Annotated in this window: 1 protein-coding gene; it reads left to right on the forward strand. The window is 77.3% G+C overall.

The window, feature by feature from the left end; translation table 11 throughout:
* Positions 1-322 (forward strand): class F sortase (locus SACPADRAFT_RS26470; RefSeq protein ID WP_007027918.1); only part of this gene is annotated, 322 nt, incomplete at its 5' end.
* Positions 323-529: the final 207 nt, after the last annotated feature.

Here is a 529-nt window from a genome sequence, read left to right on the forward strand (position 1 = left end):
CGCGTCCGGGTCGGCCGTGCTGGCCGGGCACGTCGACGACGCGGCGCAGGGGCCGGGCGTCTTCGCCCGGATCGCCGAGATCGACCCCGGCCACCGGATCGAGGTGACCGGCTCCGACGGCCGCACCCGGGCGTTCCGCGTGGTGGCGCGGGAGGTGTGGCCGAAGGAGGAGGTGCCGCTGGAGCGCGTGTTCGACACCGACGGCGCACCCCGGCTGGTGCTGATCACCTGCGGCGGGGTGTTCGACGGCGCCGCGGGATCGTACGAGGACAACATCGCGGTCACCGCGGTCCCGGTGGACCGGGCCGCGTCCGGGGGATGACGGCACGCCGGGGCGTCCGGGCCGGGGCGCTCCGGCGTCACTCTCCGTGTGCGGGCACGATGTGCGCGTCCGGTGTCCCCGTCTCCCGCGAGTGAGCCGCCATGCCCCGCCGTGCGTCGCCGTCCCGCCGTGTGTCCCGCCGCGTCCCGGCCGTCGCCGTGCTCGGCGTCCTCTCCCTCGTCGCCGCGTGCGGCGGGACGACGTCCG

The organism is Saccharomonospora iraqiensis subsp. paurometabolica YIM 90007 (assembly GCF_000231035.2).
In the GTDB taxonomy this organism is placed as follows: domain Bacteria; phylum Actinomycetota; class Actinomycetes; order Mycobacteriales; family Pseudonocardiaceae; genus Saccharomonospora; species Saccharomonospora paurometabolica.